The organism is Phyllobacterium myrsinacearum, from assembly GCF_014138285.1.
In the GTDB taxonomy this organism is placed as follows: Bacteria; Pseudomonadota; Alphaproteobacteria; order Rhizobiales; family Rhizobiaceae; genus Phyllobacterium; species Phyllobacterium myrsinacearum_A.
Genome location: NZ_JACGXN010000016.1, coordinates 103,775 through 118,187, shown reverse-complemented (window position 1 = coordinate 118,187; position 14,413 = coordinate 103,775). Strand labels below are relative to the sequence as shown.

The 14,413-nt window shown below is 52.2% G+C and carries 18 protein-coding genes; all 18 read right to left on the bottom strand.

Features of this window, described 5'->3' with window-relative positions; all coding sequences use genetic code 11:
- Window positions 1–39: 39 nt before the first annotated feature.
- The 18 genes from FHW16_RS26840 to FHW16_RS26755 all read right to left on the bottom strand — a co-directional run bounded on the left by FHW16_RS26840 (window position 40) and on the right by FHW16_RS26755 (window position 14,408).
- A complete protein-coding gene (locus FHW16_RS26840) occupies window positions 40–1,881 on the bottom strand; it encodes an ATP-binding protein (RefSeq protein ID WP_182552342.1) in 1,842 nt (613 codons plus the stop codon).
- Between the two features lie 117 nt (window positions 1,882–1,998).
- Window positions 1,999–2,619 carry an AAA family ATPase gene (locus FHW16_RS26835; RefSeq protein ID WP_182552341.1) on the bottom strand — a complete coding sequence of 207 codons (621 nt, stop codon included), beginning with the start codon at window positions 2,617–2,619 and terminating at the stop codon, window positions 1,999–2,001.
- Window positions 2,619–3,086, bottom strand: coding sequence for a dUTP diphosphatase (gene dut / locus FHW16_RS26830; protein ID WP_182552340.1), 468 nt, complete (start codon window positions 3,084–3,086; stop codon window positions 2,619–2,621). Before dut ends, FHW16_RS26835 begins: the two co-directional genes overlap by 1 nt.
- 11 nt (window positions 3,087–3,097) lie before the next feature.
- Window positions 3,098–3,313 carry a hypothetical protein gene (locus FHW16_RS26825; RefSeq protein ID WP_182552339.1) on the bottom strand — a complete coding sequence of 72 codons (216 nt, stop codon included), beginning with the start codon at window positions 3,311–3,313 and terminating at the stop codon, window positions 3,098–3,100.
- Window positions 3,306–3,569 (bottom strand): hypothetical protein, encoded by a 264-nt coding sequence (locus tag FHW16_RS26820; RefSeq protein ID WP_182552338.1) that lies wholly within the window; start codon window positions 3,567–3,569, stop codon window positions 3,306–3,308. The genes FHW16_RS26825 and FHW16_RS26820 overlap by 8 nt, the downstream gene beginning before the upstream one ends.
- 25 nt (window positions 3,570–3,594) lie before the next feature.
- Window positions 3,595–4,596, bottom strand: coding sequence for an FAD-dependent thymidylate synthase (locus FHW16_RS26815; RefSeq protein WP_182552337.1), 1,002 nt, complete (start codon window positions 4,594–4,596; stop codon window positions 3,595–3,597).
- Window positions 4,597–4,613: 17 nt separating this feature from the next.
- On the bottom strand, window positions 4,614–4,787 hold the full coding sequence (locus FHW16_RS26810) for a hypothetical protein (RefSeq protein ID WP_182552336.1): 174 nt from the start codon (window positions 4,785–4,787) through the stop codon (window positions 4,614–4,616).
- Window positions 4,788–5,368: 581 nt separating this feature from the next.
- A complete protein-coding gene (locus FHW16_RS26805; protein WP_210278289.1) occupies window positions 5,369–7,009 on the bottom strand; it encodes a ribonucleoside-diphosphate reductase subunit alpha in 1,641 nt (546 codons plus the stop codon).
- Window positions 7,010–7,011: 2 nt separating this feature from the next.
- Window positions 7,012–7,983 (bottom strand): ribonucleotide-diphosphate reductase subunit beta, encoded by a 972-nt coding sequence (locus tag FHW16_RS26800; RefSeq protein ID WP_182552335.1) that lies wholly within the window; start codon window positions 7,981–7,983, stop codon window positions 7,012–7,014.
- Between the two features lie 98 nt (window positions 7,984–8,081).
- Window positions 8,082–8,657 carry a hypothetical protein gene (locus tag FHW16_RS26795; protein WP_182552334.1) on the bottom strand — a complete coding sequence of 192 codons (576 nt, stop codon included), beginning with the start codon at window positions 8,655–8,657 and terminating at the stop codon, window positions 8,082–8,084.
- Complete coding sequence (locus FHW16_RS26790; RefSeq protein ID WP_182552333.1) at window positions 8,657–9,199, bottom strand: hypothetical protein; 543 nt, start codon at window positions 9,197–9,199, stop codon at window positions 8,657–8,659. The genes FHW16_RS26795 and FHW16_RS26790 overlap by 1 nt, the downstream gene beginning before the upstream one ends.
- Before the next feature lie 26 nt (window positions 9,200–9,225).
- On the bottom strand, window positions 9,226–9,744 hold the full coding sequence (locus FHW16_RS26785; RefSeq protein WP_182552332.1) for an SLOG family protein: 519 nt from the start codon (window positions 9,742–9,744) through the stop codon (window positions 9,226–9,228).
- Between the two features lie 9 nt (window positions 9,745–9,753).
- Window positions 9,754–11,694: an AAA family ATPase gene (locus tag FHW16_RS26780; RefSeq protein WP_182552331.1), complete on the bottom strand. Its 1,941-nt coding sequence runs from the start codon at window positions 11,692–11,694 to the stop codon at window positions 9,754–9,756.
- The gene (locus FHW16_RS26775; RefSeq protein ID WP_182552330.1) at window positions 11,691–11,915 is read right to left on the bottom strand and encodes a hypothetical protein; all 225 of its coding nucleotides are present in this window, start codon (window positions 11,913–11,915) and stop codon (window positions 11,691–11,693) included. The genes FHW16_RS26780 and FHW16_RS26775 overlap by 4 nt, the downstream gene beginning before the upstream one ends.
- 11 nt (window positions 11,916–11,926) lie before the next feature.
- A complete protein-coding gene (locus FHW16_RS26770) occupies window positions 11,927–12,256 on the bottom strand; it encodes a hypothetical protein (protein WP_182552329.1) in 330 nt (109 codons plus the stop codon).
- A gap of 54 nt (window positions 12,257–12,310) precedes the next feature.
- On the bottom strand, window positions 12,311–13,411 hold the full coding sequence (locus tag FHW16_RS26765) for a metallophosphoesterase (RefSeq protein WP_182552328.1): 1,101 nt from the start codon (window positions 13,409–13,411) through the stop codon (window positions 12,311–12,313).
- On the bottom strand, window positions 13,408–13,899 hold the full coding sequence (locus FHW16_RS26760; protein ID WP_182552327.1) for a hypothetical protein: 492 nt from the start codon (window positions 13,897–13,899) through the stop codon (window positions 13,408–13,410). The genes FHW16_RS26765 and FHW16_RS26760 overlap by 4 nt, the downstream gene beginning before the upstream one ends.
- Before the next feature lie 89 nt (window positions 13,900–13,988).
- Window positions 13,989–14,408, bottom strand: a complete 420-nt coding sequence (locus FHW16_RS26755) for a hypothetical protein (RefSeq protein WP_182552326.1) — start codon at window positions 14,406–14,408, stop codon at window positions 13,989–13,991.
- Between the last annotated feature and the right edge of the window lie 5 nt (window positions 14,409–14,413).

Below are 14,413 nucleotides of genomic sequence, written 5' to 3'. Positions count from 1 at the left end.
GAGCCTCACAATGAGCTCGTCAGATACTCTTCGGTGAGCTCATTTGACGGCCCGTAGATCAACCGAAAAATCTATGGGGCGTGGACGTCGCATACTGATTATCGCTGCGCCAGGGAATAGCTTTTTCAACATATGCCGAGCGCTATAATCATTAATTCCCAACCTCATCACATCATTATGAGTGGATGCTCGAATAAAGAATTTTGGATCAGTGAGTGTCGCTTCGACCAGTCGGTGATCTTCGACGTAATCATCGAGATTGTGGAACGTCTCTTGTGGAGCCTTTGTTCGAACGACTTTCGGCTTCTGCCATTCAAAGTCATATTCCTCAATAGTGAACTTGAATTTCTCCGCGAGTCTGCGGATTCGATCAAGCTTATCACGTGACGGTTTTGAACCTGTGATCAAACCCATGTGAAATTCATTGGATCGATCCATCGCGTCGAGTTTGCAACCGACGATAAGCGACGTCAGTTCACGCCGGTTTGGTGCAAGATAGAGAGTTCGAATGAACTTGCCCTCGGACTCAATGGCCTCGCGCAGCCCCTTCAAACGTTTGGTGCCGCGTGTAATTTCAGAATGATCGCTGTAAATCATAGCTTCATTCAGAGCCCCGAGCCGGCTCGCGAATTTCACAAACTGCCGATGGCCTTGCTCTTGTCGCATAGTTCCAAAATCAATATTGCGATAGCGCGCATCGCGAAGAGCCGCCCTTTGATCGCGATTTGATTTGATGAGACCGGAGAAGATCCATTTGCGTCGCTGAGAGGCGTCAATCTTCTCCAGATTATTCCTGACCAGGTATGCCGCGATCTGGCGCGGATCCACTTGAATGAGTTCGTTATTCGTAACCCCTCCGTAGTGTATCCGCGAGGTCAAAAAATGGGCATCATCAAACGTCATCTTTGAGCCAAGGCGAGTGATGACCTTCTTCCCGGCACCGGTGATTGAGGAGTTAATCTCATTTGAAGCGCGCTTGAGGAGGCGAAGGATCGTCTGCGTGGTCATTTCCGAGTAGGAAAGGGATTCGCGGCTGGGCGTTACACCAACCGAATTCGGCGGGGCGATGAGAACAAGCTTGAAGCCCTTCCCAATAAGATTGTTGGCATGGTTCGTTGCAACCGTAATGCTGGGATCGGTCGTGCTGATTGGATAAAGAACGGTGCCGTAAAGCAAATAGACGTGGGCTTCGCGCAGCTCATCGTTGCGGTTGAGAATGGCGCAATAGCCTCGCTTGCGCGCTTGCTCATAGTTCACCGTCGCAAGTTCCTGCCCATTCAAGCGAACCTTCATTCCACCCTGATAGACGACGGAACGGATGATGCCGGCGAATTTTACGTGGTCTTCTTTTTCGCGCAGGGGAATCGTGACCGTTATGCCGCTTTCCTGTGTGGGAACTGCGACCATCTGACGGATTTCAGGTTTTCCCTCAGTCGCTGTTCCGCCCCGGCTGATCGCATAGACGATCTTCTTTTCGTCAAAGCAGCTAACGACCGTGAAGTGATCTGTGTAGGCAAACGGCGCCTTTGACCCAAGACCGAATCCGCCGGTCTGCGCATCATCCTTTACCTTCGTCGAGGCGCCGTAAACACAGTAGATCGGAACAATGCGGTCGTCTGAGATACCTGGCCCAAAATCCTTGATGATCATTTCATCGTCAGTGAGCGTGATTTCCAGATGTTTGTCCGTGCAGCCGTTCATGACATGCGCGTCCCAACCATTACAGATCACCTCACGCACAACAGCGCGTTTCTTGTCGCGGTATAGAGTGTCGGACAGCACAGTGAAGAACTCTGCCGAGTCAGACATTGAGAACGAACGCGCCTTACCACCGCCAATAACGGCATGGGTATCAAGCTCTGCTAACTGTGAAACCTGCATCTGTGTCTCTCTCTGTATCAATCATTATTGACTTACTTTATAACGCGAGCATTATCGGAATGCTTGTGGCAAACGCTATATCCAAGCGTCATTTGTAAGTCAATAATGATTTACCTTTTATTGATAGGGACTCTGGCGGGTCATGATATCAATGTGGTCCATGCGCTCGACAATCTGGTTCTGAACGAAATCGCGCCGGAAGTCGTGTGTTGTATCCTCGATGATCATATAGGGCAGCCGACCTTCGAGCATCGCCAGAGAGCCTTGCACCAGGAGTGCGTGGTGCCACTGGAACGGCTTGTTTAGATCCGGCTTACCCTCCGCCGCCTCATAGCTTGGAAGCGGCGAAAGATAGAAGATCATGTCGTAATAGGTCAGTGCGGCGTCCAGGCATTCATTGACGAAGCTGGTTGCCTCGTCGAGAACCTCGGGCGTCGTGTTCCTGGCCGAGGTCATGTTGAACTCTGCAAGGAGATAGCCGAGATAGTCGAGCGGCGTGCGATCGACCACCAATGGTCGCGGAAGTGCTTGGACCGTCTTGATATGATCGGAAAGCAGAATGCGCTGCAATTTCAGCCGTTCGGCCAGACTCATGGGAGCCACCGGATCGAAGCCGTGCGCTTTGGCTACTGCGGTTGTAGAAGTTGCATGGAAGTGCAAGCCTTCCAGATCCTCCGCAAGGGCTGTGCCGAGCGTGGTCTTTCCGGATCTGTGAGCGCCAGTCAGACCATAGAGCATCAGCTTTGCACCCCAGTTGAGCCAAAGCCACCTTCGCCGCGATCAGTGATGGACTGAATCTCGGCCGCTTCCTCGAAGACGCCGCGCAGAACAGGCGCAATTACCAATTGGGCAATGCGATCGCCATGGCTGACCCAGAAGTCCTCATTGCCAGCATTGTGAATAATCACGCCAATCTCGCCGCGATAGTCACTGTCGATAGTGCCCGGCGCGTTCAACACAATGATCGACTTCTTGAGCGCCAGACCGGATCGTGAGCGAACTTGTGCTTCGGTGCCTTCCGGCAGTTCGATCTTAAGACCGGTCTGAATCAGACGGGTTTGTCCCGGCGCGATTACTTCTTTTTCAATCTTGTTGTTGATCATGGCATGAAGGTCGGCGCCGGCAGCTTCCTTAGAGCTGTAGACGGGAAGTTTGGCACGCTCATGCGTGCGCTGAACCTTAACAGGAAGGGTATAAATGCTCATTGTCGGTCTTTCTAATTGAAAAAGCAGGTAATAGCGGCCTCATAGGCTGCCTTGATCGCATCGCTTACAGCTTGTTCGAGCGCCTCAATTGTCGCAAATGGCCCGATCCAAGTGGCGCTTTCATCTTCATCCTCGTCAAAGGTGAAGTAATGGCCGGCCTCCTCGGGTTCTTCGCTCGTTGCCGCGTTGAGAGACTTCATGCGGTAGGCGAGTGTGCTGTCAGTCATAGCGGACTGTTATACCTTTGAGCCAAGCCGAGCAGACGACACCAGTTACCGGCTTCCCGTTTGCGCCAGTTCCTCTAAATTCTGACGCCCGACTGTCACTCTCGCCGCAGCCGAAAAAGGCATGGTCTCCAATGGTCACGTCCGATATCCCCTGTGCGTTCAATGCCGCAGTTGCTTTCTGCGGATCGACGCCGCATCCAACCAATATGGCACATGTGGCAATTGCCGTAGCCACAAATACGAAGTTTCGTTTCATTTGGTTCTCCTGGTTTGAGGTATAATTAAGCGGCGCGCTGATCGCGAACGTATTCGTTCGGCAGCGTCTTGCGATATTGGATCCAGCCCTCGAAATTGCCGTGCAGTTCAGCGGCGTCCCATTCCTGACTTGGGCCAATCCAGTGACCTCCATTGTCATAGAGGGTGGTCTCTAGGAGCGTGTCCGGCGTTGCTTGATGTTCGGCCGGCGATGCATGCAGCGGTGTGGAGCCGACGAGCAGCCAGTAACGCTCGAGCTCCTTTTCTACGGAAGCGTCGCCATCGAACGGCTTGTAAGAAATACGCGCGCAGCGAGCGACCGAGAGTCTTTTCAAAACGTCGATAGTAGGATGCGTCGTCTCGGGATAGGGCTCGAGATAATCCTCGACAGCATCGGCGTCGGCTTCAGAAATGTATGGAAGATGCCACTGACCTTTTGTGAGAAGACGCGGTGCTGATTGCTCCATAGCGATCTTCATCAAGCGTGCAAGATCAGCGATGTGCGGCTCCGCGTCTTTGTGATCGCGCAATGAGAACCAGTTCGCCCACGAGGTCGAAGTCACCAATACGTCAATATACATGAACGGTTCAAGGAGACGGTTGGCTATCTGCTTGTGGTAGCCCGCATCGGAGAATGCTTCTGCAAAGCCAACGGCACACTGGGCTGCGAGACGCCAGGCACTTTCGCGTGAATGACTGTCAGTGTTCACTCCGAACGAGTTTTCTTCATCGTGGAGATTTTCCGAATTGAAGATTTCAACTGGCGCGTTGCATTCCTCTGAGGCTTGCATTCCCTTCTGGTTCTTACCCCAGTGCCACGGAATGAAAGGATTGGTGCGCACTTCAGCCAACATCGTTTTGACCGGCACAGCTCTACTCGAACGTGCATTGCGGCTGAAAACGCGGTGTGTCATCAGCTCGGCGTGAATGATGCGTGGATATCGCAAATGCAGCGTCGTGATGCGGACGCCTTCCTCACTGACGGAATCGGCGATGACTTTGGCGAAGAAGATGTCGTCGGATGGCATTTTGGATGGAATGTTCATTACGAGACCCTGGCTAGTAGGTTTTCATTGATGCAGTCGCGGCAGAGGCGGTTCTTCTTGTCGAACCAGACGACTACAGCGCCCTGCATATCGACGCGCTGGACCGTCATGTCCGGCGCATTCTCGTGATATTTAAGCGTCACGATATCGCCCTTCGAAATTGGCGCGCTCATCGGTTGAACCAGAAATAGGAGAAGCCAACTACGCAAAGCATATGCGAGAAAAGCTGGGCATGCAGAAGCGGGTGCCGGACCTTTGCCTGCGAGTTCGCGAGGATCCTCGTGGTCAGGTCATACACAGCAAGAAGTATTAAAATGAGCATTCTGTCTCCCGAGTATAATCAATCATTGCTGATTTACTTATAGCAGAATCATTCAGGGCTACTCATGGATTCAATAGAAATTTTCGGGAGTGCTTTGCGCAGAATACAGTGAAATAAGCGCGCAAGCTGTGGCTAACTCAATGTTTGACCGCTCAGAGGCTTGCAATCTATGCTCAAGTTATTCCATGTCAGAGGTAGTGAAACACTGTGACGCGAAGCATGGGTCCACACCATGCAGAATGTCTGGGTCCATACCAGACGGAGAAGATCAGTTTTTTTTCATAGTCGGTGGGAAGATCGGATTTCAAGCCCGACCTCCCCGCCGGCGTCCCTTAACTTCTACAGAAGTTGGCGACAGTCTGTATGCTAGTTGACGGCACCGTCAAGTGAATCGACACAACAACTCTGTTGAAAAAGTTGGTCTAGACCGCTTTATGCCTCACAAGACACACAACTCACCAAGGTTCTGGCAAATTCCTGCGCCGGATTGGTCGAGCGCTGGTAATACATCGACTTCAAGCCAAGCTCCCAGGCACGCACGTAGAGCGCGTTCACATCCTTAAGCGGTGTGTCTGGATGGATCATCAAGTTGACGGACTGACCTTGGTCGATGAACTGCTGGCGCTGAGCTGCCTGCGTGATGATTTCGATCTGCGCAATCTCGCCAAAAGTCTTGAATACGTCCTTATCGTGCTGGGACATGAAGTCGAGGTGCTGGACCGAACCACCGGCAAGCAGAATTGAGTGCCAGGTTTCCGCATCATTGCGTGTGTAGCCGTCGAGAACCTTGAGCAAATAGGGGTTCTTGTAGGTGAATTTGCCCTTCTGCAAATCTTTCGTGTAGTAGTTCGAGTTCTCCGGATCAGTGGACGGCGACACCTGGCCAAGAATGAAGGAAGAGCTCGTCGTTGGAGCGATCGCCATACGTGTTGCATTGCGCAGACCGTAACCCTTGAGAAGCTCGGGCTCGCCATAAAGAATTGCCATCTCCTTGGACGCTGCAAGCGATTCTGCATCGATGTGTTTGAAGATCTCCGCATTCAGAAGTTTTGCCTGCATGGACTCGTATGGGATCGACCGCGACTGCAGGAAGGAATGCCAGCCGAGAGCGCCGATGCCGATCGCACGATGGTTCTTCGCGAAATTATAGGCATTGCACATCAAATAGTTGTCTTTGACCTTCTCGATATATTCACCCATGACCGCATCAAGGAACATGGTCATCCGGCGGACAGCGCCGGAATCCTTCCAGTCCGGATAATGCAGAAGGTTCATTGATGCTAAGCAGCACACGAAGGATTCATCAGCGCTCGATGGTTGCATGATCTCGGTGCAAAGATTGGATGACCAAATGGTCATGTTCTTGTCTTTGTAGACCTGCGGCTTGCCGCGATTGGCTGCATCGGAGAAGAAGAGATACGGATAGCCCGTCTCCGCGCGCTTTTTTAGGACACGCGCCCAGATTTTGCGCTTCGCCTGATCGCCCTCGCGCATATCGTTCATCCAAGCGTCCGGGATGCAGACGCCTAGTGAAAGATGCTGAATGTCATTGCCTTCTTCGCGGCAGTCGAGAAACTCTTCAATATCGGGATGGTCAATGTCGATATAGACCGCGCAAGATCCGCGGCGAACGCCGGTCTGACTGATAATGTCGGTCGTTTCCTGCAAAAGGCCCATGAAGTGAACCGGACCATTCGACATTCCGCCGCCCTTAATCGGTGCACCGCGTGGGCGAAGTGCGCTGATATAGGCAGAAGTGCCGGCGCCGAACTTCGTCATCATGCCGATTTCAGCAGTCTTGAGCAGAATGCTTTCGGTCGTGTCTTCGAAATAGGAGTTGTTACAGGAGATCGGCAGTCCGCGGTTAGTGCCAAAATTCGCCCAGACAGGCGAGGCAAGAGACACCCAACCGTTCAAAACGTCTTGCTCGAACTCCGCGGCAAAAGCCGGAAGGTCGAGAATACGGGCAGCGGTATGCGCGATTTCCGAAATGCGCTCCTCTGCGGTCTGTCCAGGCGCGAGATAGCCCCGCGCAAGAAAGGTTCTCGCGTCGTCATTCAACCAGTAAGTCATTTTCAGAATAGATCCTCTACTTCGTAGGCTTTGTTTTTCTTTGCGTATTCGACCGGCTTCTTGTGAAAGAAATCGGTCATATTGTTTCCGAACTGCTCTTCATCCATCCAATATGTCTTGGCTATGGAAGCGGGATCAGTGACGAATTGCGGTGCGAACCGGATAGCGGCGAGGCTATCGTTCATCCGCTTGGCGATGTATTGTTTGAGGAGATCTGCAGACAGTCCGTCGCGCTCGTAGGATCCGATCATCCAATCGATGAGCGCGCATTCGGACGCGTAAGCTGCGTGCGTGGCTTCGCTGATGCGCTGCTCCAGATCCGCGTCGAACAGTTCCGGATATTCTTCTCGCAGCGTGTTGATGATCTTGATACCGACCTGCGCGTGGAGAAGCTCCTCATTGCGCGTGTATTGCACCTGCTGGGCCGTATCCTTCAGGACGTTCTTGAAGCGATTGAACCATAGGATCGTATAGAATTGCGAGAACAGGCTGACGTTCTCAACGAACAGCGTGAAAAGGATGATGGAATACACATACTGCTTCTTGTCGTCGCCATAGACCTTCGCCAGATGCTTGCGCAGATATTCGACGCGGCCCTTAACGACGGGCTCCTTCAGGTTTTCTTCAAACACGTCATCGAGACCAAGTTTGTCGAGCAGCTTGATATAGGCGAGGTTATGAATGATTTCCGAGTGGCTCATGACGCCGCCAAGATCTGCGATCGCCGGATGAGGCAGGTTGTCGCCAAGCAAAGCCCAGAACTTTTTTACCGCAATCTCGACCTGACCGATCGCCGACAGGGTCCGGGTGATAATCAGCCGTTCCTCTTGCGATAGAGCCGTTTTAAATTGGCCGTAGTCGCCCTTAAAATTGAACTCGTTTGGCGTCCAGAATCCAGCCCAAATCTTGTCGATGAAATCCTGAGTCCAAGGGTAGAGATTTGGCTTTCGCGCCACTTGTTCTTGAAAGAGCATTTGTTACCTGCGATCTGAGAAGGAAATCCCCTCCAAAAGGGGAGGGGTTTCATATAGTAAATCAATAATGATTTACATTGTAGACTTGACATAAAGGATTATGCGACGAGTTTCTCATTCGCCTTGAGGATGGCCAAAACCTGCTTGAATTGCGGCGTTTTGATTCCGGCATGGACAACTGCACATGCATCCGCAAGATGCTCGTTCTTTAAAGTCGGAACGATAACTCCACCGCGCTTTTGCGTTTTCCATGGAGCATCTGGATAGGTCGCATAAGCCCATTCGATCATTTCCTCTTTCGAGGCTGTTCGAGTGCCAAGCACAGCGAGCTTCGTTTCGGCCGGCGAGACCTCAATCAGCGGGATCGGAAGCGACGCATAGACACCGATCGTAATGCCGAAGCCGATCACAGCGTCGTAACTCTGCCCTCCAGAGGGGATTTCAGCGAAGCAGACTGTGCAGTCCTTCACCGCATCGACAACGGCTGCGTGGTTCTCCTGGGCTCGGCGAAACAAATCCGAGGATTTGCGGACCTGTTTGTTTTTGTCTTTCGCGGTCTCGGACAGCTCCAGCCCGATGACGCTGAGCGCCATTGTGGTGAGATCGACAGCGAGTTTGGCGACGCCAAAGTTTCGTAATGATCCATCAAGACCGGCAACAATGATCGATCCCATCAGAACCTCCCGAAATTTGGAACTTTTGAATATACTTCACGCTTGGAAAGCTTGTCCTCCAGCTTCGCTTTGGCCTCAGCCTTTTCGACAGCTTTACCTTGGGACATCGCTTCCCCGTAAAGTTTGGCGACGATCATTGCAGTATCGAGTTCAGCTGAAGGTTCCATTTTGAGATGGCCAGCGATGATCATCGAAGGGTGTCGGAAGGTAACATCCATCTTTTTGACCGGAACTTCGATGTGTTCGTAGTCCTGACTGTCAACTGGCTTCAGAATGAAAATCAGATCGGCCCGCGCACCGACATATGCGTCATGCATGAAGAACTCCTGGCCAGCAATACCAGGCTTCTGCTTGTATTTACCGTCCTCGGTTTTCTGCGTGACCATTGGGGTTCCCTCAATCGAGAAAACCTCCGGATCGTCAATGCGGTTATTGGTGACGGCATCGACAATCGCCGCGCCTGCTGTCTTGAGATACTCCGGCTCGTGTTTCAAACCCACTGTGCGTCTTGCAACCATTAAAACTTCCTTAGTTTTATCCATGTGTGTTAAGTCAAATTTGATTGATATTATATCAAGAATTGATCGGCGTGCTTCACAAAGTCTCGATAAAGATTTTGGACTGGGACTCGCCGCGAATATGCATAGATAATGGTGTCGCTCGTATCGCTCGGCCGACCATCCCAAAGCGCCGCAACCATATTTGCGCGATCGATGCGCCAATGATTTGCGCGACGCATTTTCCCAAGCGAGAACGGACCCTTAGAGACGGTGATAACCTCTTTGGCTCTTTCCAGCATACGATCGAGCCGCTTGCGCATGTCATCCGGCCACTTTGAACCGAATGCTGCAAAGGGAATGGCAAGAGTTGTTGGCAAGCCGATCTCAATGGCTACTTCGGTGGCGCACATGTCAAAACCCAACATGCCGCAACTGACAAAGGACTCCAAATCCAGGCAGGAATTGAGTGTGTTTTGAACAATGGATTTAAGGGCCTGTTCTGTTCGCCCTTCAATCATCCGCATCCGGGGCCAATTGGGAAGTTGGACATGTCGATGTCCGGTTGCGGTGAGTGTAATCGCAGGCATTTACGCCTCCTAAACAGTCTCCTCAATCAGGGTGGTCTCGCCACCGACCTCTTTCTGTATGGTGATGATTTGAGACACCCAGTCACGCAAGGAGTTATGTGAAATAATGAACACGGATCCGCGTTCAGTGGCTTTCTCCTCTAGGATCTGCGTCAGTCGCTCCAGACCGGCCGCATCAAGAGCATCATCGATTTCATCGCCGATGAAAAGCTCGATGGGTTTCCTGGCGCGCGTGGCGACAAGATCCTGTAGTGCAAGGGCCGCCGAAATACGGACCTTACGCTTCTCTCCTCCGGACAATAATCTGAAAGACTTGCCTCCCTTCTCATTCGCAACCTCGATTGCGAAGTTTTCACGCAGTTCCCCTTTTGCGTTCTTAACCAGCGTGGTCCAAGTTGCCTCGATATTGCTATCGGACATGATCGACAGATACTTGGCTGTTTGCTGATTTAGATAAGGTGTGACCTCATCCAAGATATGAGCACGAACGCCGGAGGGTGAAAACACTTTAACAACCGTTTCCGCTATATCCACGGTGCCCTCCGCCAACCGTAATTGTTCGGATGCCTTACAAATCTCTGCAGAAATTGTTAGAAGTTCGCGGTCAATCTTAGTGATACCTAAACGATGCGGGTTTTCTTGCGCTTTGAGGGTCTTGATTGCCTCTGCCAGATCCTTAGCTTTTTGCGCAAGGTTGCGCCGCTTTACGATCACCTCGTTAACCGCATCGAGCTCTCGCTGTTTAGCAGCACGCAGAGCGCTAACCGCTGAGATGTCTGTCATTGTCGCTTCAAACGCGTCGCGCTTGTCAGTGATCAACGTCAGCGCTTTACGTGCGTCTTCCAATGCGTTCTTCTGTGTCGTGAAATTGTCTACGAGCGTTTTCAAGACACCCATTGCAGAGACGCGGGAGGCCTCGATCTCGGCTTCGGTGATTTCGCGGCCGCATTCGTCGCATGGGCAGCCAACTCTATGATCGATAGCCGCGATCTTCCCCTTTTGCCGCGCATGAGCATCCTGCGTCTGCTTGGCTTCCATCCGCGTCAGGTTAACCGTTGACGTGGCTTGGGCGACCTTCTGATTCAGCTGCATGAGCTGCTTCTGCTCTTCGGATACCGCAAGGATTTTGTCGTCGCATTCTTTTACTGCAGCGGCGAGAACCGCATGGCCGGCTGCTGCAATCTCTTCGTCGAGTGCCTTTACATCCTCAACGTGCTGTTTCAGTTCTGCGGTGCCACTCGTGACGCTTTCACTGCGGTTCTCCTCCCACCCGTCGATCTGATCCTGAAGCGAAGTCTTGTTGCGCTCGTGCCAGTCCTTTTTCTCAGTGAGTTTTTCGATCTGCTGGGCGATAGCGTCACGCGTGCCGCGCTCAGTCGTCAGCTTGTCTCGCGCAAGCTTGTAGGATTCCTCGAGCACCGTCACTCCGGATGCTTCCTCGATAAGCATCTTGAGCATCTTATCCGTCATCTTAGGAAGATCAGGCATTTGCTCCTGCGCCGCGTAGATCGAGGACTTGAACACATCGTGGGATGCGCCAATGATCGTGTTGACCTTCGCCTGAGTCAGCTTGTCCGTGCCTTGCGTCAGGTCATTGATCGTTCCGTCCTTCTGCAGATGCAGCAGATGAAGCGCATTCTTGCCCTTGGGGTGCTTGCGATGCCGGATGACCCGATAGATATCCTCGTCATCTTCCACATCAACCGAAACCTTCGTGCCCTTGCCAGCCCTATCGTTGATCACTTCGTCACCAGATGCGTCTCGGGCTGTGATACCGTAAAGCACCCAACATAAGGCATCTGGAAGAGACGATTTCCCGGCGCCATTGGAGTCAGCTGACGTATCGGCTTTATTGACGCCTTGAATGAGAACCAGGCCGCGATCATGCAGCCTAAACTCGGCTTCTGTGATAGCGAGGAAGTTCTCGATTTTGAGTAGGGTGAATTTCATTTCGGCGCATCCTTCAGGTAGGGCGGCAAGTCTTGAACTCGGCAGCCCAGGCGATCTGCAATTTCTGTTTGTGTGGCTTGGCGCAACGATGCGTCGCGCAACATCACGATCGGGTCGCGTGGCCCAAATCGAACGTGCTTAAATCCGAGATCATCGTCGAGCTGGACAGTTCCTATTCGACCAGCGTAGCGACCACGCGTTTGAACAACCCAATCAGCCATTCCCGGCAATCCTATGAGCTAATAGCAGCAGCAAGATCGCCGCGTTCGGCAGCGGTCACTACTTTTGATTTCGAGGTAGATCCGAACCCCTTCGTTTTGCTTGTGCCGAAGGTCAGCTTAAGTGGAGCCTTGTCGCGACTGGAGCGTGATGTCTCGCGAACGTAAGGAATGATCTTGCATGTGCCGTGCGGATCGGTCGATTTATACATCTGAGCCGTGGAGTAGGGCAGGGCATTGATGGTCACTTCAACCATCTTTGTCTCTTCGCCAACCTTTTTACCCCTTGCGTCAAAGCTTGATACAATGCGAGCCTCTTGGATTATTACAGTATAAAGTTCCAATATTTCTCTCCTGTGCTTATGTTAAAAGTATAACACGAGCAAAAACGGGACTCTTTAGGCTTCCTCGTGCACTGCTAAGGTTGATGCGAGAATTTCCAAGCATAGCTTCTTGACTTCGTCGCGACTTACATGAGTTGGAATTTCTTTCCACTCATCGACATACTTCGCGACTGACTTATCAATACTCATACCGGACGAGGTGGGCGTAGTAGTGCGTGTTGCCGCAGCTTTCTTCGGCGCCTGAATCGAAACACCCAATGCACCATTGTCGACAAAGAGTTGCCGCTTTTCCTTGAGTTCTGCGCTCGTCATTTCCATGCCGCGATAGCGAATGTAATTGCCTTTGCAGACTTCCTTCGTCAGTTCCTCATCAAGTTCGGACACATCAACGAAGGCCGGCGCGCATGAAGAAACATGAACGACCTCTGCGTCTTCGCCGACGAGTATCCAGCCTGCCAAGGCACCTACGTCGCTCCATGACTGATGGGTCGTTGCGCCGATCGAGTAAACGCCAGAACCGAGATCCTTGTGATTGTGATAATGGCCAGCGAATACGTAGCGAAAGCCGAATGTGGCAAGACGCGCAGCAGTCAATCCACGCGAGGGCATGTGATCAAGAACACCGTCTATACCGGCGTGAATGATCAGGTCGGTTTTCGCGAGTGTTCCATCGAGTAGGGCCTTTTCAGAGAGCTTCTGTATTTCCGCGAGCAATTTCTCGGTTGTTGAACACCACGGAACGAACGCGAAGTGACTGTCGCCGCTCTTGACCAGGCGAGACGTGTTGATCGCTGTTATCGTTCCTTCCGACGAGAATGTCTCGGACAGTGTCTGCGCGGTCGAGCCGAGCATTGTCGTTTCCTCGCCGGCAAGATCGTGGTTGCCTGGAATGAAGTAGATATTAACGCCGCTGTCGAGAATGCGCCGGATCGAATCCTGCAGAGGATTGAGAACTTCCGGATCGAGTGAGCCGCGAACGTGATTGATGTCGCCAGCAATAATAAGAGTGTTCCCGCCGGCCGCGCCGATCGCACCGGCGGCCGATTCCAGCTCGTCCAGGATGATGCGGAGACGAGAGTTCACTCCGTCGCCGCTGGTTGTCGAAAAGACGCTCCACTTGTGACAGTGAAGATCGGACACGATTCCGTATGTCATGCTGCCAGACCTTTCCTGCGCGGCTTGGTGATTGTGCGGTAATAGCGCTTGCGATAGAGGCGTTTCTCCTCTGCTCTCTCCTCCTGCGTCAGATGTGATAGATCGCGGCGTGAGCGCTTGAGTGGAAGAACGACGGCAGATTCACCAACGGTTGAACTACCGGCCTTGACGCGAACACGAGGTTTGAGAGACCGCATGTTCATTAAGAAACTGCGTGCGGCCGTAAGTTCAGCCGCCGCCTTCCGATGCTTTTCTTGGAGCTCCATGTATTCGCGGTCGAGTTCGTTAATGATCCCGCGGATGAGACTCGGTTCTTCTGCATCGATGGTAAAGCTTTGACCGCGAAGCGTGACCGTGAATGGCCTCACGGAGGAAACGGCTGCCTTCCGTCTGCCCTTCTTCTCACCCCCTTTGAAGATCGCGAAGAATGTGGATTTCTTAATTTGCTCGCCAGTGTCGAGCTTCATCATGTCGTCGCCTGATGCCATAGTCTTTCTCTCTGTGTGTCATCAATCAATGATGATTTATTTATAGCGCGTTCAATCAGGAGTGCATCAGGTAAATCATCATTGATTGACTATTTTATTTTAACCGGGCCGAGTCTGCGCTTGAAATAATAGGTGGGAAGAAAGCGCTGATCGGATCCACCGCGCGCCGTATAATTGCGGGGAGGAGCGCAACACTTGTTGAGATAATACCAGAGCCGAGTGATCCAGATATCGCCACTGGTGTGATCGAGAATGCCCACATGTTCGATGCCCTTAAGCCGGAGCATCGTGATGGTTTCGAAGTCGAGCGCCCACATAGCCTTTTTCTCGCGAAAAGCCGCTGAGTCCGTCAGCTCACCATCGCGAAACAATCCTCCCTTCCGGCGCCAGGCGAGATAGAACCTGGAGCCGTCAGGGCGGGTGTATATCGCGCCATATGTCCGCCGGCCTTTCTTGACCTTCTCCTCACCGAAGTTCTTTTTGAGCTTCCTGCGAATTGCGTAAGTCATATGGC

Excerpts from the sequence above, each read along its gene's own strand:
- FHW16_RS26760 (WP_182552327.1), bottom strand. The coding sequence starts at position 13,899 with ATGGCATCAGGCGACGACATGATGAAGCTCGACACTGGCGAGCAAATT.
- FHW16_RS26810 (WP_182552336.1), bottom strand. The coding sequence starts at position 4,787 with ATGAGCGCGCCAATTTCGAAGGGCGATATCGTGACGCTTAAATATCAC.
- FHW16_RS26795 (WP_182552334.1), bottom strand. The coding sequence starts at position 8,657 with ATGGGATCGATCATTGTTGCCGGTCTTGATGGATCATTACGAAACTTT.
- FHW16_RS26775 (WP_182552330.1), bottom strand. The coding sequence starts at position 11,915 with ATGGCTGATTGGGTTGTTCAAACGCGTGGTCGCTACGCTGGTCGAATA.
- dut (WP_182552340.1), bottom strand. The coding sequence starts at position 3,086 with ATGAGCATTTATACCCTTCCTGTTAAGGTTCAGCGCACGCATGAGCGT.
- FHW16_RS26835 (WP_182552341.1), bottom strand. The coding sequence starts at position 2,619 with ATGCTCTATGGTCTGACTGGCGCTCACAGATCCGGAAAGACCACGCTC.
- FHW16_RS26765 (WP_182552328.1), bottom strand. The coding sequence starts at position 13,411 with ATGACATACGGAATCGTGTCCGATCTTCACTGTCACAAGTGGAGCGTC.
- FHW16_RS26780 (WP_182552331.1), bottom strand. The coding sequence starts at position 11,694 with ATGAAATTCACCCTACTCAAAATCGAGAACTTCCTCGCTATCACAGAA.
- FHW16_RS26825 (WP_182552339.1), bottom strand. The coding sequence starts at position 3,313 with ATGACTGACAGCACACTCGCCTACCGCATGAAGTCTCTCAACGCGGCA.
- FHW16_RS26755 (WP_182552326.1), bottom strand. The coding sequence starts at position 14,408 with ATGACTTACGCAATTCGCAGGAAGCTCAAAAAGAACTTCGGTGAGGAG.
- FHW16_RS26800 (WP_182552335.1), bottom strand. The coding sequence starts at position 7,983 with ATGCTCTTTCAAGAACAAGTGGCGCGAAAGCCAAATCTCTACCCTTGG.
- FHW16_RS26820 (WP_182552338.1), bottom strand. The coding sequence starts at position 3,569 with ATGAAACGAAACTTCGTATTTGTGGCTACGGCAATTGCCACATGTGCC.
- FHW16_RS26815 (WP_182552337.1), bottom strand. The coding sequence starts at position 4,596 with ATGCCATCCGACGACATCTTCTTCGCCAAAGTCATCGCCGATTCCGTC.
- FHW16_RS26785 (WP_182552332.1), bottom strand. The coding sequence starts at position 9,744 with ATGCCTGCGATTACACTCACCGCAACCGGACATCGACATGTCCAACTT.
- FHW16_RS26790 (WP_182552333.1), bottom strand. The coding sequence starts at position 9,199 with ATGGATAAAACTAAGGAAGTTTTAATGGTTGCAAGACGCACAGTGGGT.
- FHW16_RS26805 (WP_210278289.1), bottom strand. The coding sequence starts at position 7,009 with ATGACTTACTGGTTGAATGACGACGCGAGAACCTTTCTTGCGCGGGGC.
- FHW16_RS26840 (WP_182552342.1), bottom strand. The coding sequence starts at position 1,881 with ATGCAGGTTTCACAGTTAGCAGAGCTTGATACCCATGCCGTTATTGGC.